The following is a 22,017-nucleotide window of genomic DNA, read 5'->3' as shown; positions in this document are numbered from 1 at the left end:
TTTACGGCAAAATTACTCTAATGAAGGGTGGAACTATGAGAGCTTTTGAAAAATTACCTCCTAAGTTTCAAAATGATGAGGTAAAGCATTATTACGATATTATTGCCAAAAAGTCTTTTTCTCTTGTATTAAAAAGGATTACGGATATTATCTTCTCCCTTATTATTCTGGTTATTCTTATAATACCGATTGCGGTTATTGCCGTAATAGTTAAAGCAACCTCGAAAGGCCCCGTCTTTTACAGGCAGGAGAGAGTTACTTCTTATGGCAGGGTATTTAAGATTTTTAAATTTCGTACTATGGTGCAAAATGCCGACCGTATCGGCACACTTGTAACAACAAGCGGAGATGCCAGAGTAACTAAGGTGGGCAGAATCTTAAGAAAATATCGTCTTGACGAACTCCCGCAGATTTTTAATGTACTTGCAGGCTCAATGACCTTTGTCGGTACTCGTCCGGAAGTACAGAAGTATGTGGATATGTACAAAGACGAATACAATGCAACCTTGCTTATGCCTGCGGGAATAACCTCGCTTGCTTCTATTATGTATAAAGACGAGGAAAAACTTTTACAAAATGTCGAAGATGCGGATAAGGTTTATGTTGAAACTATTTTACCCGAAAAAATGAAGTATAATCTTATGTATCTTGAAAATTTCGGCTTTTTGTCCGACATAAAACTTATGTTTAAAACAGTTAAAGAGGTACTTAGGTAACAGGGGGTGTATAATGAAAGAGCTAAAGAAAAAAATAAAGAGCTTTTCTTGTTACAGAAAGGTTTATATTTTTACTCTGTTTTTTTGTAATGTATCATTTTTACAAATTCCTGCGTATATTCTTGTAGCATTTTTGTTTTGCTGGGGCATATGGCTTACCTATTATAAGCAAAAAACAAACAATACATTTTTTAAACTGCGCTTTGGCTTGTGGGTGTGGGGATTCCTTGCGGTTTCTCTTTTAACCATGCTGTTAAACTTTACTTATACTATTTTTTACAGTGCGTTAATGTTTTTACATATACTGATATGCTTTTTTATATTTTACGGTATGCACACAGAACCTGATTTTGATTTCAAAAACGAGCTTTATACCGTGGCAAGAGGTATTGTGTATATTACTACAATTGCAAACTTCATCGGTATTTTCTGCCTTATGTTTAACATAAGGTTTGAATGGTACTGGATTAAGTTTACAATATACGAAAACAGATTTACGGGTATTTACATAAATCCTAATTTGCTTGGCTTTGTTTCCTGCGTAGCAATTTTTTGCTGTCATATTCTGTGTAAACCTGATTTTCAAAATGCGGTTAATCAAAGGAAAGTCAGCAAAATATGGATAGTTGCCTGTGTGTGTACAAGCTTGTTTTCGCTTTTGCTTTGCGATTCAAATGCGTCTATGGTACTTATTCTTGCATATATGATAGTTTATATTGTATATCAGTTTTTTGCTACAAAAGACGGACTTTCTCCCGCAAAAGTCACGATGAGAATAGTGGCGCTTGTACTTGTAGGAACTTTTCTTGTGGGTTCTTCACTTATGTTCAGGGAAATCTGTCAGCAGGGGTTTGCTGTTGTTACGGCAAAGACTTATTCTTTACTTGATGAAATTACAGAAAGAGAGCAGTCGGATACCGATGAACAGCCAAAGCAAAATGATTCCGACAATAATAAAACCGTTGCGCCGTCCGACAAAGGGCCGATAACATTTGAACACGAAAATTCCAATATTGACAGCGGTCGTTTTAAGCTGTATAGAGAATCTTTAGATTTGTTCAAAATATCGCCTGTCTTTGGAATAAGTAACGGAAACATCGTGTTCTACAGTCAGAAATATGCAAACGGTACTTTAAAATATACTTACCATAACAATGATTTGCACAACGGATTTTTAACTATACTTGTATCTACAGGTGTGCTCGGATTTGTTATTTTCGGTATATTCGGTTTCCGCTTTGCAAAACACGCCGCACAACATTTATTCCTGCAAAAAAAGACCTTTAAAAATGACGCTTATCCGTGTATGTTCGCATTTTTAAGCGCATATCTTTTCTATGCGTTATTTGAAAAGGCACTGCTTTACGATATATCGTTTATGGTAATGTGGTTCTGGCTGATAATGGGTTACACAAGCTGTTACATAGCTAAGTTTGAACCGATGCTTGAAACACGCTATCTTTTTCATCAAAAAAGACTCCACAGAAGTCTGCTTTGATACTTGTATAATTACAATTTTTAGGCTATAATAACCGTAGGTATGTTTACCTGCGGTTTTTATTTTTCTGAAAAGGAATTGATATAAATGAAATACGGATTTGTAAAGGTTGCGGCGGCTACACCTATTATCAGAGTATCTGATTGTAAAAAGAATACCGATGCAATAATTGCGCAAATAAAAGAGGCAAATATTGAGGGTGCCGCACTTGTGAATTTTCCCGAATTATGTATAACCGGCTATACTTGCAGCGATTTGTTTTTACAGCAAACTCTTCTTAAAACAGCAGAAAGCTCGGTTTACAGAATAATTGAAGAAACCAAAAATCTTGATATTATATCCGTTGTGGGCGTTCCGGTTGCTTTCAGGGAGGCTCTTTACAACTGTGCGGCAGTTATTTTTAAGGGCAAATTACTCGCTCTTGTGCCAAAGGCAAATATTCCGAATTATTCAGAATTTTACGAGGCAAGACATTACACAAGCGGAAAAAATACGGATTTTGAAATTGAGTATGCAGGCCGGAAAACTGTTTTGACCGATAAAGTTTTGTTCCAAAATAAAAATATGCCCGATTTTACCATTGGTGTGGAGGTTTGCGAAGATTTATGGGTAGCGGAATCTCCGTCAATAGCTCTTGCAAAATCGGGAGCAACGGTTATTTGCAATCCGTCAACCTCCGATGATACCATCGGCAAAGCAGAATACAGACGCTCGCTTGTGAGAATGCAGAGCGGCAAACTTTGCTGTGCATACATTTATACCGATTCAGGATTTGGGGAAAGCACAACAGACACAGTTTATTCTGCACAGAATATAATATGTGAGAACGCATCTTTGTTGAGCGAAAGCGAGCGCTTTACGACAGGCATTACTTATGCGGATATTGATGTTCAAAAACTTATGGGCGAGCGCAGAAGAATGAGTACATTCTGCTACGACAATGAAAATGTCAGAAGAATTTATTTCGATATGCCGCTTACCGATACAAAGCTCTCAAGAAAATTTGAGCAGACTCCGTTTGTACCGTCGGCAAAAGATGACCTTAGCAGAAGATGCAAGGAAATTATAACAATGCAGGCAACAGGACTTGCAACCAGACTTGCTCATACAGGAATTAAGAATGTTGTGCTCGGACTTTCGGGCGGTCTTGACAGTACACTTGCACTTATTGTTTGCGTTCACGCTTTTGATATGCTCGGTATTGACAGAAAAAATATTCACACTGTAACAATGCCTTGTTTCGGTACAACAAAGCGTACCAAATCAAATGCCGAAAAACTTGCAGAGGCTTATAATGTTTCTTTTGAAGAAATTAATATTACCGCAGCGGTAAGACAGCATTTTATAGATATTAAGCACGATGAAAGTGTAACAGACATTACCTATGAAAATTCGCAGGCGAGAGAGCGTACTAAAATTCTGATGAACCTTTCAAATAAGTACGGCGGTCTTGTAATCGGTACGGGCGATTTGTCGGAACTTGCGCTTGGTTGGGCAACCTACAACGGCGACCATATGAGTATGTATGCGGTGAATGTTTCTATTCCTAAAACACTCGTCCGTTACCTTACAGCGTACGAGGCTGAAATCAGTGACGGAGAATTAAAAACGGTTTTGCTTGATGTGCTCGATACACCTGTAAGTCCGGAGCTTTTGCCGCCTGATAAAAACGGAGAAATAGCACAGAAAACCGAAGATGTGGTCGGTCCTTATGAATTGCACGACTTTTTCCTTTATTACTTTGTGCGTTTTGGATTTACTCCGTCAAAAATATATTATCTTGCAAAGCATTCCTTTGCGGGAAAGTACAATAACGATACAATTAAAAAATGGCTTGTTACATTTTTAAAGAGATTTTTCTCTCAACAGTTTAAGCGCAGTTGTTTGCCTGACGGCCCAAAGGTAGGCTCGGTAACGCTTTCTCCTCGTTCGGACTGGAGAATGCCAAGTGACGCAAGCGTAAGAATTTGGCTTGATGAGCTTGAAAATCAGTAAATCTGAAATTCAAGGGGGCTTTTTGTGAAATATTTTATTAAAAGAGATGTTTGTGCGGATTTTGGCGCTTTTGAAATTTATGACGAAACGGGCATAGAAAAATATCTTGCGGAATTTTCAAAAAGCAAACGAAGCCGAAAAATTATTATTCACAGTGCTGACGAAATTTTTGTTAAGATAAGATGCTTGTCGGTGTCAAACATTATTGCCTGCAATATAAACGCAGGCGGTAAAAAAATGCGCATTTTAATGGGCGTAAACCGCAATGAACTTGTTTGTATTTGCTCCGGTGTAAATTGGAAAATTTGCGGAAATATAGCGCAAAAAAGTTTTTCCGTACAGGATGTTGACAATACGGTTATTGCAGTGCAAAAGAGAGTATTTTCGAGTACGGAAAGTTATGAACTCGATGTGTATTCGCCGTCAAATGAACTGTTATCAATATCTGTTGCGGTTTGTATAAATATGCTCAATACAGTTGACAATCCCGTCAGACAGGCGGTATAATTATTAAGTACCCGATTTTTGTCGGGAAAGTATAAATTCACAGGGGAGGATTTATTATGGATAGATTACTACAGCTTTTAAGTACAAACTCAGGCTTTACCACAGCCGAGATAGCGACAATGCTCGGTGAGCCGGAAGATTACATCAAGGCTCAAATAAAGGAATACGAAACTCAGGGCATTATCAAAGGCTACCAGGCAGTTGTAAACTGGGAGAATACCAAGGAAAACTATGTTGAGGCACTTATTGAGCTTAAGGTTACTCCTAAAAAGGATGCAGGCTTTGACGAAATGGCGAAAATGTGTATGGCATTTGACGAGGTGGATTCTGTGTATCTTATGGCGGGTACATATGATTTTGCGCTGATAGTTAAGGGCGAATCTATGCAGGATATCGCAATGTTTGTATCTAAAAAACTCTCCACAATCGACGGAGTGCTTTCAACAGGCACACATTTCATTATGCGTCGCTACAAAGACAGCGGAATGAATCTCATCGATTTTGAAGGGTCGGATGAGAGGAGTTTAATTCTGTGATTGACTATTCAAAATTTTTAAATAATTCTATACAAGAAATAAAACCGTCGGGTATTCGTAAATTTTTTGATATTGCAAGCGAAATGGACGATGTTATCTCTTTGAGTATCGGTGAACCTGATTTTCAGACACCGTGGCATATCCGTGAAGAGGGTATAAATTCTCTTAAAAACGGCAAGACATGGTATTCACCGAACCGTGGTTTCGCACAGCTTAGAGAAGAAATTGCCAATTATTATGCAAGACGCTTTAATATATCATATGAGGGCAAAACTCAGGTGCTTGTTACCGTTGGCGGCAGTGAGGCTATTGACCTTGCTTTCAGATGTCTTGTTTCAGAGGGTGACGAGGTAATTATTCCCGAGCCGTCTTTTGTTTGTTACGAGCCTCTTACTCATATGGCAGGCGGTAAGGCAGTTATAATTAATACAAAGGCCGAAGATGAGTTCAGACTTAAAGCTGATGACCTCGAAAAGGCAATTACCGATAAAACTAAGCTCGTTGTTTTGCCGTTTCCTAATAACCCAACAGGCGCTATTATGGAGAAAGCTGACCTTGAGGCTATTGCAGAGGTAATTAAAAAGCACGATTTGTTTGTGCTTTCGGATGAAATTTACTGCGAGCTTACATACGGCGGAAAGAATCATATTTCCATTGCTTCCGTTGACGGAATGTATGAGCGTACTGTTGTTATTAACGGCTTTTCAAAGTCTTATGCAATGACAGGCTGGCGACTTGGTTACGCTTTAGGTCCTGTTCCGATTATTGCACAAATGACAAAACTGCATCAGTATGGCATTATGTCAGCGCCTACAACCGCACAGTATGCGGCTGTTGAGGCTTTGCGCAACGGAGATCCTGATGTTGTAAATATGCGCAATGAATATGATATGCGCCGCCGCCTTGTGGTTGATTCATTCAACGCAATGGGACTTACTTGTTTTGAGCCTTACGGTGCATTTTATGTATTTCCTTGTATTAAGAGCACAGGTATGACTTCAGAGGACTTCTGTACAAAGCTTATTATGGACAAGCATGTCGCAGTGGTTCCGGGAACAGCCTTTGGCGAATGCGGCGAGGGTTTTGTAAGAGTTTCTTATTCTTATTCATTAAACCATCTTAAAACCGCTTTACAGCGTATCAGGGACTTTATAGAGGAGCAGAAAAATGGAAATTAAGGTTCTTGCACCTGCAAAAATCAATCTTACGCTTGATGTCACTGGCAAACGACCTGACGGCTATCACAATATTTTGTCGATAATGCAAAGTGTTGATTTATATGACACAATTACCGTTACCGATAATGACAGCGGTCAGATTACCGTTTCATGTAATTATGAGGGCGTCCCTTGTGATGAAAAAAATATTTGTTACAAAGCGGCGGAAAGATTTTTTATTGCTACCCGTAACGAAGGACAGGGCGTACATATAAATATTGATAAGGTTATTCCTACTCAAGCGGGACTTGCAGGAGGAAGTACAGACGGTGCGGCTGTTCTTATGGGACTTAATAAGATGTTTGACGCATTTTTAAAGCCCGATGAATTGCACGAAATTGCTGAAAAAATAGGAGCGGATGTTCCGTTCTGCCTTGTGGGCGGCACAAAGTATGCTACGGGAATCGGTACAAAACTTCAAAAAATGCCTAATTTTTTGGCATCGCATATTGTTATCTGCAAACCTGATAATATAAGTGTTTCCACGGCCGAGGCATATAAAAAAGTGGATGCGTTAAATCCGCACCCACCTTATACAGATGAAATGATAAAGTCACTTTTCAGCCGTGATATGTTCAGAATTACATCTACTTTATTCAATGATTTTGAGCTTGCATTAAAGCTTGAAGAAGTGAATGATATTAAAAGAATTATGTACAAGCGCAAAGCACTTGGAGCAAGTATGTCGGGTTCGGGTTCGGCTGTTTTTGCAGTCTATAATTCCGAACGCAAGGCTAAAAAGTGCGTTGACGCATTAAAAGAAAAATATGATAAAGTTTTCCTTTGCCATCCGACAAAGGAAGGCTGCAAAATAGTCTGATTATTATCAGGCTATTTTATTTTGTCTTAATTTTTGTTGTTTTTTATCAAAAGTTGGGGTAAATTATGGTTTAGTGTTGCTTTTCGCACAAAACGAGAAAAGTTTTCGCATAAAATAGAAAAAGTGCGTTTTTGTAAAAATGTATAATGTTGCAAAAAAATACCCACGCAGATTTTGATTTTCTGCGTGGGTATTTTCATTTTTTATTCATTTTTCTGTGTCCATTTTGCTCTACAATAAGGTTTTTGCCTGTTTTTTTAATCTTATTTGGCTTATATTCGAGTAAATCGGCAATATTGCAGTCCAAAACCTCGCATATTCTATCCAAATGCTCAAGATTAATTCTATCGCACATTTCATTATAAATATCGCAGATAGTAGCAGGTCTTATTCCTGATTTTCTGGCAAGCTCGGCTTGTGTCATCCGATATTTTCCAAGTATTGCAGATAAATGGATTTTAATCATAATAACGCCCCATGAAATATAATACCTGATTGCGTTATTATTTTCATTATTTTGTAATAAAATTACTGTTTTAGTAATTTGTAATAATAATTTCCTTAAACTCTTCTCGGTTTGAAGCTGTAACTGGAAGGAGGTTATATCTGCTTATGCTCTGAATTTTATAATCTTTGTAAAGATTTCTGATAAAATCACAATCATTATAAGATAGTATAAAACGCCCTTTAATCGCATTTAAAACAGCATTTAAACGGATATGGTCATCTTTATTAAAGCTGCTGTAATTTCGATTATAATAATGTTCTGAGGCTACATATGGCGGATCTATATAGAACACAGCTTTTTCACGGTCATATGTTTTAATAAGTGATTCAAAATCCCTGTTTTCTATTATAACATTTTTCAGCCTTGCTTGATAAGTAGGAAGAGCATCCATTATATTACTTATCGTTTTCACGGCTGTAGCAAACGAACTTCGATTACTGCCAAAACTGCACTTTATAAGATATAAGTACCGGGCTGCTCTCTGTAAGTCAGACAGCTCAATTTTATTTTCAATCTCATAGCGATACTGATTAAATAATTCACGGGATTGAAGCCAGTCAATTTCAGACTGCAATTGTGAACAATTATACTTAATTTGACGATAAAGATTAATCAAATCACCGTCAATATCATTGAACACTTCCATTTGACCTTTGATTTTATTTTTTCCAAAAAGCACCCAGCCTGCTCCGCCGCATACCTCTATGTAACGCTCGCACTCAGCAGGAATAAGAGAAATTATTTGATTTTTGATGTGACTTTTGCCACCTATCCAGCCTATAAAACTTTTCATTTTGTACCTCCATAATATTAATGTTTGGGGCATTATTATGAAGGGAAAAATAATTTATTTGCTCTCGACCTCCGGCAAGCCTGCTATACTTGTAAGGACAGATAGAACACCTGCCAACGCACTGGTTGACAATACAACTGCCCAATCAACCTCTCTTATCATTGCTGTTGTTCCAATTGTTGCAATAGCTGTCTGAGCAACAGTTTTCACGGCTCTAATGCCAGCCGCTTTTGCCCAATTTTTAAAATTTTTCTTAGTCATATTTACCTCCGTTATGTAAGTGTAATCTGCAAGCCGTCAATCTTTGTGTCAAACACACCTGCGTAACCGTCCTGCTCTGTATCGTGCTCGGTATTATGCTGATATGGCATAAATTTGTTTTTGCCTTGCTTGCGTGCTCTGTATGTAGCCTTGAAGTCGCTCACGCCGCTAAACTCGACCTGTATAGCGTCAATGACTTTGCCTTTAATGCCTGCATAGCCGTTATTGCTGTCGTTGATGTCATAACCGTCAACCCACGGCAGCCAATCACCGTTGAGCATGTGCACTCTGTATTTGATGTTGCCTTTGCTGACTTTAATCGCAACTGCCGAAATAGCTTGTTTCTTTCGTCCTGCTACATTTGATAACCCCTTGACCTCATTGTACCACTTGCCGTCTGCAAAGACTCTATATGTCAGCGTTGGCTTTTTAACATTTGTTTCAGATTTGCCGAAGATGTTATCGTTGTAAATTACATTTGTGTCAATGTTACCGCCGTAACCGCTGACCTTGCCCGTTGAGCTGTTCTGCCAAATATCACAGTCAATCTCTGCTTTGTCATTGTACTGTGCAAGCCAGATACTGTACTTTTTCTTTAACTTATCATAATCAAGATAATTATTAAACCAATTCAGATTAGCATATACACCTGCTCTGTAGTTACTTTTCTTGATAGTTTCGCAGAAGCGTTCTGCAATCTCTGTAAGTTTTGCTTTGCCGAGTTTAGTTTGTGAATTATCTTCCAAATCATAATAAATCGGCATATCAAGAGATTTGTTATTAATGCACTCAAGACAAGCCTTTGCCTCTTTTTCTGCATCGCCGACGCTGTCTGCGTAACTGTACCAATAGACACCGATTTTAAGTCCAGCCGCTTTAGCGTTGCGATAATGGCTTTCAAACATACTGTCTTTCTGACTTGATTCTCTGCCGTAGCCTGCTCTTATAATGACCGCTTTTATACCGTCGTTTTTCATTTTGTTAAAATTAATGCCTTGCTTAAATTCTGAAATATCAACACAAGTAATTTTTGACATATATTAAACCTCCCATACAGCCATAACAGCGTTATAATATTCTTCTGAAAGCTGTTCTTTTAAGATTGACTTATCCTCATCACAGTTTTTGTAAGCGTTGCGAACATTGCCGCCGACCTGCATTTCTGTGCCGTCGATAACAACAAACTTCTGTCTTAATACGCTTACACTGTCTTTTGTAAGCATATCGAGTGTGATTTTTTCTTTAAGTTCCATAGAATTACCTCCTACTGTCTTATATATGTAATTGTAAAATTGATTTTCTCGTCCTCTGCAAATTTATCCGTTGGCGAGCTGATGTAAAGCCATGAGCCGTCAAGACGGATATTTCTCAGCTTATTTGTAGTTGAGTACACAGCAATACTCGAAAATCGACTTTCGTTTTTTGCAGGGAAAGGCAAGCCTGCCATCTGAATATACGATTTATCCGCAACAAGTTTTGTAATATTTACCGACACCGTAACCACCTTGCCGTTTTTCACATAGTTAAAACCGCCCTCGTTGCCGTCATAAATCGCCTGCGCAGGAGATAATTCTCCTGTACCGCTCTCGAAATTTGAGCGGTCGTACTTCGCCGCAATACTTTGATTAAGGGTATTAACACAGTTATATAATGTGCCGCTCGTTACATAGTTAGGACTGTTCTTCACAGGTACAGTATCAAACGGCATTTTGTTAAGTTTGTCCTTTAGTGCCTTATCCAGATATTTTTTATCATAAGCATCGGTAATTCCGTAACCGGCAAGAGTATCCGCCTTGTCCGCTTTTGTAAGTACTTCATCTTTTACTTTTTCGATTGCTGCGTTTATGTCATCTTTTGTTGCGAGTGTACCGCCGTTCGTTTCGTATTTTGACTTACTGTTAATAGCTTTTTCAGTGATTTTAACAATAAAATGCTGTGCTGTAATAACAGCTCCGCTGCTGTCAGACAGCACAACCTCACATTTAGTCACGCCCGGCAAAGATAAGACTTTATCGGTAAGCTCAACAACAATTACATTATTTGATATTGTGCAATTTTGAGACTCTGCAACTATAACATTATTAGTTGTAGCGTTAAGAACAGCAGTCATTGTACTGTCAAGGGTAACTTCTGCATCATTAGCTGTAAGTGTTACATCAATAAATCTTGATTTTTTGTCTAATTGATGACTGTATAAAACCGGAGTTGATGTATTTTTGAGCAGGTCTAAATTAAGTTTGTAATGCTGTATATTCATCATTGCCTCCTGTTTCTTCTGCAAAAATGACTTCGGATTCAGCAGGAGCTTTATCCTTATCGTTTTCACAAACTGTTTTTTCTTCTGCGATAAATTTCATAATAACCTCCTACCAAGTTGCTTTTTGTAGAATACCGTTTTTAAATGTCAGCGTAAATTCTTTCCATGTATTTGCTGTACCGTCACTTCTGAACGATGTAACATAGTAACCTTTAAAAGTTCCGCTAATAGAACCGCCCTCAAATTTCCAATCGCTCAAAACTGCTTTGCGTAAATAATTGTTATGTAAATTAAGATCACACCCGGTATGAAGTTGGTCTTTTTCGTAATCGTCAGAAAGCTTTTGAGCAGTATATGTTAGTTTCATAGTGAATGCTTCTGCATCGTCAGAACTCATATATGCCCATGTCATATACGCACTATTTGAATTGAGGTCAAAAGCTAAGCCTCGTTTGCTGTCATCGTTTAAATATGAGTTTGTACCAATCGAGCCGACTTCATTATCATTGTAATAAAAGTCTTGTCCATACTGATTAAGTGACATCAGCTTTTTATCTGATGTGTTATAAATATTAAGTTGTGCATTTTCAAACTTTATGTACTCGGATATGTTGTTCCAAGCAATTCGCACATCTTCCGCCGATTGCTGTAAAAGCGTACTCCAACGATTAGTGCCTACAACTTTGTTGACTTTAAGAAAAAGTCCCTCGGCGGTCTGGGTAAACAATGATTCATTGACTGAGCTTGCCCACGATTCCGACACATGGAGAACGGTGGTGTCTAAGTCCTGCTTGATTTCATTTACCTTTGTGCGGTCGTGGAGCTGTTGAGCGTTAAGCTCTGTAATGCGATTATTTATCGTGGTTAATTTACCTGTGAGCTTTGCCGCTATTGAAGATAGGGAAACAGTATTAAGCAGCGGATTTGCAGGAAATTCTTTAATCTCTACTATCCGGTAGTTTCTTTTTCTGTTGCGGTTACGGTCAACCAAAGTTACTACATCATACAGACTGTAGGATAGAATTTCCTTATAAATCTCCGGCTGAGCTTTGGCAAGGTCGATAACCTTACAGGTGTATGACTGCTCGGGTTCAGCCATATTCGCAAGCTTGACAACACCGTCATCTAAAAGCGACTGAGGGTCTGTGTATCGTTCATCACGCCAAACATAACTGATTACTTTGTCTGTGTAGGTGTGATTTTCAATGTACTCACAGCCGTTATTAACGCTTGCAATAGATAAGCCGTCCTTGCCGTAGGCATACAGTCTTGTAACCAAGCCTGAAGAGCTGCCTTTGTAGTTTAAGTCTGTGAGATTTAATTCGTCGGTAAAATACACTCCTTTCGGCTCGGTGTTGTTTTCGGGCTTTATAAGAGTTATCGTTTTTTGCTTTGTATTGTACTCATACACATTGCCGTAGCTTGTGGAATTGGTACATTGGTTTAAAATATCAAGCACAGTTACATCGCTAAGATCGAAGCTGCAACGCTTGCTTACAAGGGTATCGTTTTTAACACTCCAGTCGGTATTGGAAAGTATTTCAGTACATATGTTATGAAAGCTCTCTGTAGTCTTGTTAAAGCTTGTAAACATATCTGCACGAAGGTCATCAAGATTAAGCTCGCAGACAATCGTTGAAACCGTTTTGCGTTCGTGAATACTTTTAATCAAATATCTCTGATTATCGTATTCAACCTCACCGTCCAAAGCAAAATATTTATACAAGCTGTGCTTAGGCGATATGTCAAATTGCAGGCTCATCATACCGCCGTAGGTTTTTGTAACGCAAAAGGTGCTATCAATATCTGTAAACAGCTTTACATCATTGTTGTAAAAGATTTTTAAAACCATTTAAACACCCCTTAAATCACACATAAACAGGCGTGTAAATTACCTGAATATCAGACTGAGAATTATTACAGCTTATTGTATTAGTTCCGGGATAAAGCAAAGGAAAATCAATTAAGGTGCTGTCAAGGAACTTATTAACTCCGCCGAGCGTAATTAAACCAAGCTCACCGTCAAGAACTAACGGTGTATTTGCCGAAATATTAATAACAACTATTCCCATAATTGAAAGCAATGAGCTTTGCTCGGGTAATGTCACCTTAAGCTTAAACTTACAGGGAGTAGTTGACTGACAATATATTTTACCGTTTGGGGCAACCGTTGCGGTGATTGTCGGCTTGTGACGGACAGCCATAAATATGTATGTAACATCGTGTTCTACGCTGCTGTCAAATGTAGCAGCGGAGATTGAAGTAACAATTGAAGTGTATATGTATCCGTCCGGCAAAGCTATTTCAACTGTTTTACCGATTAGTTCTGCCTCAAACCTTGCAATATTATCGGTCGCAGCTGCGTATCTGTCCGTAATCTCTGTTCCTTTTGCAGAACAACCGTCCAAGCAAGGAAAGAATGTAAGAGTAACAGTCAGCGTTCTTGTTCCGTATTCGGTTGAATACAGTGCAGGCATTTTGACAAGATTAGTATTAGCTGAAACATTATTTGTAAGCGTTGTACCGCTTACAGCATAGCTAAGCAGTCTTGCACTGTAATTAGAAATATCAATGTTATTTACGGACATCTCTGTCATAGATTGTTACCCTCCCATGCTAATTCCTCCGACATATACGGAGCTGTTGCAACTGCAAACTCTCTGCCGTCAACCTCAAGATGATTTACTATGTTGCCTTGTAGCACTACTTTTTTATCAGCATTTTGCATATCGACCGTATGCACCACATTAGCTGTAAGCTGTTCTGCTACAAAGCTTTTACCTTCTGCTACGGCAGCACGCATTTTTGATACTAAACCGTCAGCTGACACGCCCGATTTCAAGCGGTCTGTAAATGTAGATGCAACATCATCAGCTTGCTTGTACAGCTTTGGTGCTTCGTCATCAAGACCTATTTCGCCACCCTCAAGAGTGTACTTAAAAATTTTGCGGAACACTTTGGACGGAGAGTGTATATCCCACTTCTTTTTGAAAATTGCAAGAATATTATCAGCGACCGATGAAGCACTTGCATATAGCTCAGGTGATCTTTCTTTTATTCCGTTAATCATTCCCTGCATAGCTTCATCCATAGTCTCTTGGCATTCAGGAGGCAATTGGTCATAATTGTTAATAATATCTTCAACAACTTTTTTATCTTCATCTGAGATTTTGCCGCCGTATAGTTCTGTTTGAGATAGCATAGCTAACCAAGTTGAAAGCTGTTCCTGTTGATTTGTATCAAATGATTTTGTGAATTTATCATTTATATCAGCCAATTTTTTATTATGTTGCGAATACTCATTTGCAATTAATTGGTCATATTTTTGCTCAATAAGTAATGTATCGCAACCGCCTGAATCATATTCTTTTTTAATTTCAGCCTGCTTAGCTTGCTCAAGTGCTACAAGGTTGTCGTTACTTCTTTTGTTTTCTCTTGCAATATCTTCATTATACTTTTTTTGATTTTCGGAATAAGTTTTTAAACCATCAGCTCTATCTTTATATCCATCTTGTAAAATCTTAAGAGTTTCGGAACAAAGTGTATTAGCTTCGGCAACTGCAGCATCATAGTCTTTGTTGGCGGCTTCTCGCTGTTGGTTATACCATTCATCTGTATATTGCTCATCAGTACCAATTAAAGCTCTTTTTTCTGCAAGCCAATTGATTTTTTGTTCTTCAGCAGCTTTAACAGTATCATCTCTCGTTTGCTCTGCTGTAGCAGTATATTCGCTTGAATAAGCTTCATACTCTTCAAGCGATAAATCGTGATTAGCTGCTAAATCGTCAGCCATATCTTTGACAACGCCCTGATATGCTTCTTGAACTTTTAACTGCTCATCCGCAAGTTCCTTTTGCTTGGCGAACAAATCGTCAAGTCTTTGAATTTCTTCCTCAGTTAGACTTGTTCGTTCTTCTTTAGCGTGTCGAGCAATTTCCGTAATTTCAGTCTGTACTTCGTCCATTTTTTGAGTTAATTCAGACTGTCTCTCATTTGAAATAATGATAGCATCATTAAATCCTTCAAGTGCATCTCCTGACTGTGAAAGACTATCAATATAATTAGTTGCACCATCAGCAACATTAGCATAAGCTTCAGCTATTCCTTCATATGATTCTGCAAGCATTTCTTCAGATGATGTCTCTTGTTCAACACATAAATTCAAAGCTGCTATTCCTGCCGCAAGAGCCGCTACAGCAGTAATTACTATACCTATTGGATTCAGATTCATAGCTAAATTCCACGCATACTGAGCCGCAGTAGCAAGAGTTATTTCACCTGTCAGTGCTCCTACTGCTATTTGCTTTAAAGTTATTGTATTAAGTGATGCAGCTTCTGCAAGACTTTCAGCAGTTACTGCAGCTGTATGTGTTGTAAGTAAAGCTGTAACTGTAGATATTATAGAATAAGATTTAATAGCTACATAAACAGAAGTTATTATGGCTAATAGTGCATCAGAATTATCAGCAAGTAAGTCTATTGCTTTAGACAAAGGCGGTAACACTACTTTTGCAACATTTGTAAATGCTTTGCCTAAGTTGACTACAATATTTTTTACATTTTCAATAGCCTTTTTCAGACCGCCATTTTCAAAAGATTTTTTAATAGTATTTACAGCCTCTTTAACAGGTGCTTGAAGTTCTTTAGGCAACAGCTTGTTAAGATTATCCACAAGCTCAGAAACAATAACTTTTGCTGCTTTTATAAGGTCGGGAGCGTGTTCTGTTACGCTTGTAATCAAGGTCTGAATTATATCAACAGCCGATTTTGCAAGCTTATCGGAATTATCAGCTATTCCGTCAACAAAAGCCTGTAAAAAGTCAACAGCGGCATTTATCATTTCAGGGGCAGCCTCTGCAGCTTTAACTGCAAGTTCGCCGAAAATTGCTCCTGCTTCTTCAATCATTTTTGAAAGACCGCCACTTTTAAATGCTTCTGTCAAACGATTTACATAATTTTGAGCTTCAACAGCTGCCTCTTGCAGAGGCGCTGACATACCCTCATAGATTTCAATGCCTAAGCCCTCAAGAGCGGACTTTAGAATCGTAATCTGACCTTGCAGATTGTCCTGCATAGTATCAGCCATTGTTTGAGCCGCACCGTCAGCATTGTTAATATTTTTAGTCAGATTATCAAAGTCAGAGTCGCTTGCATTAATGATAGCAAGCATACCACTCATAGCCTCTTTGCCGAAAAGTGTACTTGCGGTTGCAGCCTGTTCGGTTTCGCTTAATCCGCTAAACTTTTCCCTAAGCTGTTTCATTACATCTATAAGAGGCAAAGCGTTACCCTCGGCATCGGAGATAGATATGCCATACTGTGCCATTACATTAGCCATATCTTCCGTTGGAGATGCAAGGTTAGAAAGTGCCGTTTTAAGGCTTGTTCCTGCCATACTGCCCTTGACACTTGCATTAGCCATAAGACCGAGGGCAAGGGAAACATCTTCGACAGAGTAACCCATAGTGCCTGCAAGAGGAGCAACATATTTAAAACTTTCACCAAGCATAGATACATTTGTATTTGCGGAACTTGATGCTTTTGCAAGTACATCTGCAAAGTGCGTGCTGTCTGAGGCTTTTAGGTTAAACGCTGTAAGTGCGTCTGTTACAATATCCGAGGTTGTTGCTAAGTCCAAACCGTCAGCAGCGGCAAGGTTCATTATGCCGTCAATACCATTGAGCATTGACTCTGTGTCCCAGCCTGCCATAGCCATATATTGTAAAGCAGATGCCGACTCGGATGCAGAGAACTTTGTTTTTGCACCCATTTCTTTTGCCTTGTCGGTCAGACTTTGCAATGAATCACCTGTTGCACCACTGATTGCAGATACTTTTGACATAGCAGCCTCAAAAGATGAGCCAACGGTTGCCGCTGCGGTTGCTCCTGCACCGAGTGCGGCAGTAATACCTGCGAGCGTTGCTGTTACAGCAGATACACCCGCTTGAGCGATTGATTTTATTTTATCAATACCGCTCTTAAAGCCGCTTGTATCTATTTTTGTATCAATTTTAATAGAGCCATCATATGCCAAATTACTCACCACCTTTAAGCGTTGAGGTCATCGGCACATAATGGCTCTACTTGACCTTATTTATTTTTGTTATCGTTTATTACGATTTCAAACTGTTTCTTACAGTTTCGTCCCTTGCAGCATACAAAAATGCCCCTACACCTTGACGATTTGTCAAAGTATATGGGCATTTCATAACCGCAGTAAGGGCATTTTACTTTTGATTTATTTTTCATCATTTAAAATTAAAATCGATTACTCTAATATTATCTTTTTGAGCTTCTGATATAGATAAAGTCCCATTTTCAAAATATACCTTATCTGTTTTATAACTAACAAGTATATCCATTTGCTCTTGTAAGCTTAAATTGAAAATATCAGACTTTAACGCTCTTACAAGTGCTTTGTAACAGATATCCTCCGTACTTTCAGTTGATAAAATCACATTAATATAATCTACTGAAATTTTATCATCAAGTTTAAGCAGAGCAATATCTATATCAATCTTGCCATTATCCGAATTAACCAAGTATAGATTGTCGCTGCATTTTTTATATGTAAATTTTACACCGTCTATCGTAAAATCAGACACAATACTTTGAACGAGCTCATCCTCACTTAATGAAGATAGCTTTTCACTTTGTGTAGTTTCAGGCTTAAGAGTATTTTCCTCAACTGTTTCATTAATAGCTGATGTTGTTTGTGAATTATCAGTAAAAGAAATACTTGAATCGTTATTTACATTATTTGAGCAAGCTGTGCAGTTGATTGCAAGCAATGACAAGATAAGAAAGTATAAAACCTTTTTCATAGTACCACCTCGTGAAATAATATAACTTTAACAATATTATACAAATTTCACAATAGATTGTCAATTGTTTCTCCGTTAATAAGTGCGTCTTCAATGCTCGATATTTGTTTTTGCACTTCTTTTTTGAGAGGCAGCTTATACTGCTTTTTCATTTTCTGATAGAAAGCTTTTTGTGAGGCAGTCATCTTTGAATTAATTTCAACCGACCTGTAGCCCATAATTTTTACAAACTCTGTACTATCAGACAATGACAACATCAGTGCGTGAAACTTCCACCAGTGAAGCTTTTCCGAGTTTAAATCAATATGATACTGCTGCATAAAAGCGGCACAGATATAACCGTCATCATATTCGTAACTGAACACTTCTTTATGAGATTTACCGTTGACCTTTTGAGTAGGCTTTCCGCAGCGGTAAAACCAAAGAATTTGATTTACAGTCTCTTCATCGGCAAATAACGGAGGTTGATTTTTGCAAAAAACAAGTTTTTTAATATCAGCTAAAGTATTTTCTGCTTTTTCCGCATTTTCCGATAAAAGCATTTCAAATTCCAACCAAGTTCTGAAATCAGTGTTGATTTTGTATTCCGTCCCGGCAATGTTCAATCTGTCAGGCACAGAATTAATAAGCATATTCATCATTTAACAATCTTTGGACGGTTGTTGTAATGATTCTTGTGCTTATTTCTACGCTGCTGACGGTTGCCGAGTTTAGCCTTGTACTGTTCGCCGACAGCCTTGTCAAGCTTATTTACTGCAACAATAACAGACTCGTAAGCGTTTATGCAAGTAGTAAGATTAACTGAATCACCGAATACCTTTTTAGCAGTACCGTTTCCAAAAACTTCGTCAAAAAAATCGAAAATTGCACTGCACTGTGCACGAATAAGCTCAGATCTGCGCTTTCCATTTGTATCAAGCTGTTTCATCTTGTTGCTGACATTATCGTTAGCCCTTTCAAAGCGCTCCATTTCAAGTGCATCTGCAACATCAATGTCGGGCAAGGTTACATTATTAATAATCATTGTTTATGCCTCCTTAAGCAGATTTAGCAGTAAATGTTTTAGTTGATGTATCAAAAGTACCCTCAACAGGGTCACCTTTGCCGAGAAAGTTTCCGCTGCAGCCCATTTCGCCGTCGTCATTCGTGAAAGACGCTACTTCAACAGCGACATTGAATTTTCGTGCGTGGTATGATGTACCGGTTGAACCTTCCTTCTGGTCAAGGTCAACGATAACATACTCGGTTTCAGCATCTTCGCCTACAAGCTGATTTTCGCCGATGTTGACGATAAAGTTAATAGCGTCCTGCTCACGAATTTGGTCAATATCAAAAGCAGTAGTCCAATCATATCCGCTGATTGACTTAGTTGCTGATTTATCGCATACATACTTACGGCTCTTAGTCTGAGCTGATGGATTTTCATCAAGTGTTTTTGCACCGACACCCAAAAGTGCAAATGCTTTTTCTTTGCTGCCGTTACTGCAGTTAAGATAATTTGCCTGCATTCGTCTCTGTCTAATTACTTCAGCCATTTTTTACCTCCAAATTTTTAGTATATTCCAAACGACACTGTATTTGATACCTTGCCGTCTTCGTATCATTGTTCATTACATAGCCTGATGACAAAACCTTGATTGACTGAGCAGTACAGCCGTCAGGGAGCTTAGGTAATTTGCGATTTATGTTTTGTTCTGCAATCCAATCCTCAAGCCTTTCGTAAAACTCAAGATTTGCCATATTTATTCCGTTTTCCTGACTGTAACATTCTCGGCTTGCAAAGATAAAGAGATACTGACACTTAGCAGAGCCGTCAATGTAGCTTTTTACTACAGTTTTGCAAGGTACAGTTTCGATGCTGTACTGCTCTGCATCTTCGCCGAGATAGTCAACATTCAGCTCTGAATCAGCCTCAAGAATTTCACAGTCACAAAACCATTTAAACAATGATTTTATAATTGATGTTTCCATTATTTACCTCCGCACTTTTCCTTTGCGGTTTTCAAAATGTCTTCCAAGTGGTCTGCTTTCATACGCTCGAACCAAAACTTACCTCGCAAACCGCCTTTTGAAGTACCTTCTTTGCCTTTGCCGGCATTCATATAGTAATTTGTATGAGCATAGACAGCATCGTAAACAACTTCACCTTTACCAATCTTAGTGCCTGTAATGCCACTCTTTTTAAGATAGCCTGTGTCAAACGGTACATAAGGGTCACAACGGCGGAGTACCTCGCTGTCAACAATTTTTTGTACCTTGCCCTCAGCCTGCAAGCCTCGGTCTTTAAGCATTGTTTCGGTTGTGTTAAAAAGCAGTTTAATAATCATTTAACCACCAATTTAATATGCTTTGAATAGTTAGACGCATTAAGATTTTCAGTTACAGAAACAATCTCAAGTGCATCATAGTTTTTGATTAAATCCGCTGCATTGGATATATCGCAGTCAACCTCGCCTTTGACGATATAATCGCCTTTCTTGAGCGTAAAGCAGTTGTAAGCCTCATCGGCAGGCATTGCCTTGTAGGTTGCCTTGTCAACATAATTTTCAAGAGCCGAGTGTGGCACACGAATGATGTACTCCTCACTGCGCTTGACCTCTTTGTCAGATATAATGAACTGGTCTGCACCATGAAAATTAACATCAGCCAATATATGCTTGCTCCACAGTTTTTCACGCCCTAAAGTTTTACTGCAAAAAAGCGTAACAGTTGTATGATTTGTAAACATCAACGCACCCCCTGATACAGTAAGCCTGTATTATACAGTTCTCGTCTGATCGCATTAAACATTACTCTTCTTTCCATGTCTGTAAGTTCGTCGGGGTTATAGTCATTGTATGTAACGCTGTAGCCGTCTGTGTTCTCTGACTTAATACCCTGCGGAATATTTGCCACGCTCTGACGGAGTTCATATGCCGCCTCGGCAGCGGCGCAAACAGCATTTTTTACAGGCTCAGTAACCTCTTTTACTCCACCGCTGACAATATAGTTAATTAAGCGTTCAGCTTTGCGTGCATAGCTGTTAAACTCCTGGGCAGGTATCAAAGTACCTGCCCAAGAATCTGTATAATAAGAATAATCTGCAAACATATCAAGACACCTTAATATTGCGGAACACGCCGCACTTAGTTGTGTTTTTAAGTGCGACAGCGGCAACCATTTCTACCTCAGCCTTTTTCACTGCACCCGGTGCAGTAAGGTCAGGCATATGTGCTTTAATGATTGATGAACCGCTGAGGGATACACCATGAAAAGCGTCAAGACCAAGCTGTACAGCATAAAGATCTGTAAGACCTGTTACCTTTGAGCTTGATGCACCTGTTTCGTAAATCGGCACGCAAGGCACAGTCTTTGAACCATCAAAGTAGTTGCCCATATCATAAAAAATGATACCGTCATAACCCTGTGCTGTCTTACCAAAAGCGTCCTCGGCTCTTGTGAGGTATCCTGCACGCTGAGCCACACTTTTGAGTTTGGCGATAATCTTGCTGTTGCCAAGCAAAAAAGTAGGCTTGCCGTCAATGCCGCCGATAAACTCGTTGAGCATATCAATCATAAGCTGATAGTTGCTTGTAACAAGTGCAGATGTTGAGAGGTCAACTACTGTCTTGTCAGAGCCAGCGTTGTACTCTGTACTTGTACCCTTGAGCAAGGTTGTAAGACCGTCAAAATCAACCGATTTATCAGTCTTTGAGCCGTTGATGCAGGTGTACTGAAAGAAGTTCTTTGTCGCCTTGGTCTTCTGTTCAAGCTGAAAAGCAATCTCATCAGTTGTTGCTTCCTGAATTACTCTGTCAACCTCAGCAGCACCACCGAAGATTTTAAGGTCAACGGTTTTCTTAACTTTTTTAGCCTCGTTCGCTGTGTATTCGCTGTTAATTTCTCTGCCTGCCGCTGTTGACGGGGTCTGGAGCTGGAGATAACCGTAAGTGAGAGTTGAACCTCCGACACCCGGAGATACGGCATCATCAAAAGTAAGCTCATCCATAAACTGTGAGCCACGGCGGAGAGTATCAATAACCTCCTGTGTAACCTTGTCGGCTCTGCCGACACTTGCTTCTGCTAATGTAATAGGCATATGTTTT

26 protein-coding genes are annotated in these 22,017 nt (G+C 38.9%); 7 read left to right on the top strand and 19 right to left on the bottom strand.

Features of this window, described 5'->3' with window-relative positions:
* Positions 1 to 35: 35 nt before the first annotated feature.
* The 7 genes from AAAY30_RS07240 to ispE all read left to right on the top strand — a co-directional run bounded on the left by AAAY30_RS07240 (position 36) and on the right by ispE (position 7,289).
* Positions 36 to 716, top strand: coding sequence for a sugar transferase (locus AAAY30_RS07240; RefSeq protein ID WP_022235047.1), 681 nt, complete (start codon positions 36 to 38; stop codon positions 714 to 716).
* A 13-nt stretch (positions 717 to 729) separates the two neighbouring features.
* Positions 730 to 2,214: an O-antigen ligase family protein gene (locus AAAY30_RS07235; RefSeq protein WP_499215880.1), complete on the top strand. Its 1,485-nt coding sequence runs from the start codon at positions 730 to 732 to the stop codon at positions 2,212 to 2,214.
* An 87-nt stretch (positions 2,215 to 2,301) separates the two neighbouring features.
* Positions 2,302 to 4,209, top strand: coding sequence for an NAD(+) synthase (locus AAAY30_RS07230; protein ID WP_252559389.1), 1,908 nt, complete (start codon positions 2,302 to 2,304; stop codon positions 4,207 to 4,209).
* 24 nt (positions 4,210 to 4,233) lie between these two features.
* On the top strand, positions 4,234 to 4,716 hold the full coding sequence (locus tag AAAY30_RS07225; protein ID WP_195410557.1) for an LURP-one-related family protein: 483 nt from the start codon (positions 4,234 to 4,236) through the stop codon (positions 4,714 to 4,716).
* A gap of 56 nt (positions 4,717 to 4,772) precedes the next feature.
* Positions 4,773 to 5,252, top strand: a complete 480-nt coding sequence (locus tag AAAY30_RS07220) for an Lrp/AsnC family transcriptional regulator (RefSeq protein WP_022235051.1) — start codon at positions 4,773 to 4,775, stop codon at positions 5,250 to 5,252.
* Positions 5,252 to 6,430 (top strand): aminotransferase class I/II-fold pyridoxal phosphate-dependent enzyme, encoded by a 1,179-nt coding sequence (locus AAAY30_RS07215; RefSeq protein WP_337781960.1) that lies wholly within the window; start codon positions 5,252 to 5,254, stop codon positions 6,428 to 6,430. Before AAAY30_RS07220 ends, AAAY30_RS07215 begins: the two co-directional genes overlap by 1 nt.
* Positions 6,420 to 7,289: a 4-(cytidine 5'-diphospho)-2-C-methyl-D-erythritol kinase gene (ispE, locus tag AAAY30_RS07210; RefSeq protein WP_186935124.1), complete on the top strand. Its 870-nt coding sequence runs from the start codon at positions 6,420 to 6,422 to the stop codon at positions 7,287 to 7,289. Before AAAY30_RS07215 ends, ispE begins: the two co-directional genes overlap by 11 nt.
* 196 nt (positions 7,290 to 7,485) lie before the next feature.
* Here ispE and AAAY30_RS07205 read toward each other — a convergent pair whose 3' ends face one another.
* From AAAY30_RS07205 to AAAY30_RS07115, 19 genes are all read right to left on the bottom strand, one after another.
* Positions 7,486 to 7,755, bottom strand: coding sequence for a helix-turn-helix domain-containing protein (locus AAAY30_RS07205; RefSeq protein ID WP_337781868.1), 270 nt, complete (start codon positions 7,753 to 7,755; stop codon positions 7,486 to 7,488).
* A 70-nt stretch (positions 7,756 to 7,825) separates the two neighbouring features.
* The gene (locus AAAY30_RS07200; protein ID WP_337781867.1) at positions 7,826 to 8,590 is read right to left on the bottom strand and encodes a DNA adenine methylase; all 765 of its coding nucleotides are present in this window, start codon (positions 8,588 to 8,590) and stop codon (positions 7,826 to 7,828) included.
* Between the two features lie 54 nt (positions 8,591 to 8,644).
* The gene (locus AAAY30_RS07195) at positions 8,645 to 8,851 is read right to left on the bottom strand and encodes a holin (protein WP_294385185.1); all 207 of its coding nucleotides are present in this window, start codon (positions 8,849 to 8,851) and stop codon (positions 8,645 to 8,647) included.
* 11 nt (positions 8,852 to 8,862) lie between these two features.
* Positions 8,863 to 9,888 (bottom strand): glycoside hydrolase family 25 protein, encoded by a 1,026-nt coding sequence (locus AAAY30_RS07190; protein ID WP_499215881.1) that lies wholly within the window; start codon positions 9,886 to 9,888, stop codon positions 8,863 to 8,865.
* 3 nt (positions 9,889 to 9,891) lie between these two features.
* Positions 9,892 to 10,104 carry a hypothetical protein gene (locus AAAY30_RS07185; protein ID WP_337781865.1) on the bottom strand — a complete coding sequence of 71 codons (213 nt, stop codon included), beginning with the start codon at positions 10,102 to 10,104 and terminating at the stop codon, positions 9,892 to 9,894.
* Between the two features lie 11 nt (positions 10,105 to 10,115).
* Complete coding sequence (locus AAAY30_RS07180; RefSeq protein ID WP_337781864.1) at positions 10,116 to 11,108, bottom strand: BppU family phage baseplate upper protein; 993 nt, start codon at positions 11,106 to 11,108, stop codon at positions 10,116 to 10,118.
* On the bottom strand, positions 11,083 to 11,208 hold the full coding sequence (locus tag AAAY30_RS07175) for a hypothetical protein (protein WP_337781863.1): 126 nt from the start codon (positions 11,206 to 11,208) through the stop codon (positions 11,083 to 11,085). Before AAAY30_RS07175 ends, AAAY30_RS07180 begins: the two co-directional genes overlap by 26 nt.
* Positions 11,209 to 11,217: 9 nt before the next feature.
* On the bottom strand, positions 11,218 to 12,960 hold the full coding sequence (locus tag AAAY30_RS07170; RefSeq protein ID WP_337781862.1) for a phage tail spike protein: 1,743 nt from the start codon (positions 12,958 to 12,960) through the stop codon (positions 11,218 to 11,220).
* A 16-nt stretch (positions 12,961 to 12,976) separates the two neighbouring features.
* The gene (locus AAAY30_RS07165; RefSeq protein ID WP_499215882.1) at positions 12,977 to 13,705 is read right to left on the bottom strand and encodes a hypothetical protein; all 729 of its coding nucleotides are present in this window, start codon (positions 13,703 to 13,705) and stop codon (positions 12,977 to 12,979) included.
* The gene (locus AAAY30_RS07160; RefSeq protein WP_499215883.1) at positions 13,702 to 17,142 is read right to left on the bottom strand and encodes a phage tail tape measure protein; all 3,441 of its coding nucleotides are present in this window, start codon (positions 17,140 to 17,142) and stop codon (positions 13,702 to 13,704) included. The genes AAAY30_RS07165 and AAAY30_RS07160 overlap by 4 nt, the downstream gene beginning before the upstream one ends.
* 214 nt (positions 17,143 to 17,356) lie before the next feature.
* A complete protein-coding gene (locus AAAY30_RS07155) occupies positions 17,357 to 17,932 on the bottom strand; it encodes a hypothetical protein (protein WP_499215884.1) in 576 nt (191 codons plus the stop codon).
* Positions 17,933 to 17,979: 47 nt separating this feature from the next.
* Positions 17,980 to 18,573 (bottom strand): bacteriophage Gp15 family protein, encoded by a 594-nt coding sequence (locus AAAY30_RS07150; RefSeq protein ID WP_499215885.1) that lies wholly within the window; start codon positions 18,571 to 18,573, stop codon positions 17,980 to 17,982.
* The gene (locus AAAY30_RS07145; RefSeq protein ID WP_499215886.1) at positions 18,570 to 18,956 is read right to left on the bottom strand and encodes a DUF6673 family protein; all 387 of its coding nucleotides are present in this window, start codon (positions 18,954 to 18,956) and stop codon (positions 18,570 to 18,572) included. Before AAAY30_RS07145 ends, AAAY30_RS07150 begins: the two co-directional genes overlap by 4 nt.
* Positions 18,957 to 18,969: 13 nt before the next feature.
* Positions 18,970 to 19,467, bottom strand: a complete 498-nt coding sequence (locus tag AAAY30_RS07140; protein WP_499215887.1) for a hypothetical protein — start codon at positions 19,465 to 19,467, stop codon at positions 18,970 to 18,972.
* Complete coding sequence (locus AAAY30_RS07135) at positions 19,460 to 19,903, bottom strand: chloramphenicol resistance protein (RefSeq protein ID WP_295046119.1); 444 nt, start codon at positions 19,901 to 19,903, stop codon at positions 19,460 to 19,462. Before AAAY30_RS07135 ends, AAAY30_RS07140 begins: the two co-directional genes overlap by 8 nt.
* Entirely contained in the window at positions 19,903 to 20,259 is a 357-nt protein-coding gene (locus tag AAAY30_RS07130) for a minor capsid protein (protein ID WP_252558911.1), read from the bottom strand. Before AAAY30_RS07130 ends, AAAY30_RS07135 begins: the two co-directional genes overlap by 1 nt.
* Positions 20,256 to 20,660, bottom strand: coding sequence for a DUF6751 family protein (locus AAAY30_RS07125; RefSeq protein WP_499215888.1), 405 nt, complete (start codon positions 20,658 to 20,660; stop codon positions 20,256 to 20,258). Before AAAY30_RS07125 ends, AAAY30_RS07130 begins: the two co-directional genes overlap by 4 nt.
* Positions 20,660 to 21,022: a head-tail connector protein gene (locus AAAY30_RS07120; RefSeq protein ID WP_499215889.1), complete on the bottom strand. Its 363-nt coding sequence runs from the start codon at positions 21,020 to 21,022 to the stop codon at positions 20,660 to 20,662. The genes AAAY30_RS07125 and AAAY30_RS07120 overlap by 1 nt, the downstream gene beginning before the upstream one ends.
* A 1-nt stretch (position 21,023) precedes the next feature.
* On the bottom strand, positions 21,024 to 22,010 hold the full coding sequence (locus AAAY30_RS07115) for a major capsid protein (RefSeq protein ID WP_419575247.1): 987 nt from the start codon (positions 22,008 to 22,010) through the stop codon (positions 21,024 to 21,026).
* Between the last annotated feature and the right edge of the window lie 7 nt (positions 22,011 to 22,017).

This window comes from Ruminococcoides bili (assembly GCF_040093295.1).
In the GTDB taxonomy this organism is placed as follows: domain Bacteria; phylum Bacillota; class Clostridia; order Oscillospirales; family Acutalibacteraceae; genus Ruminococcoides; species Ruminococcoides intestinale_A.
Note: the sequence above shows the minus strand (reverse complement) of the source record. Positions and strands in the feature narration are given on the sequence as shown.